Here is a 235-nt window from a genome sequence, read left to right as displayed (position 1 = left end):
CAATCAAAGCAACGTTGGGTTCACCAGCAACAGAGTCCGTGGCACCGATGGCTTCTCGGCCATACCAAAGACAAGCACTGCAACGGGTAGCGCAATCAAACCGGTCGCTACATTCCCTAATTCTTGCAACAGTAGTGCTGGACCAGCAGCGAGGATTTCTTCGATATTGGGACCAACACCAACCCCGAATTTGGCAATGAAAGGCATAATACTTAACAGAATGGCATAACTGGCG

General features: G+C 49.8%; 1 protein-coding gene. It reads right to left on the bottom strand.

Annotated elements, in window-relative coordinates; translation table 11 throughout:
* Positions 1-3: 3 nt before the first annotated feature.
* A partial coding sequence (locus tag V6252_RS13010; protein WP_341610730.1) for a DUF3100 domain-containing protein occupies positions 4-235 on the bottom strand: 232 nt, incomplete at its 5' end.

Source organism: Psychrobacter proteolyticus (assembly GCF_038155145.1).
GTDB classification, from domain to species: Bacteria; Pseudomonadota; Gammaproteobacteria; order Pseudomonadales; family Moraxellaceae; genus Psychrobacter; species Psychrobacter proteolyticus_B.
Note: the sequence above shows the minus strand (reverse complement) of the source record. Positions and strands in the feature narration are given on the sequence as shown.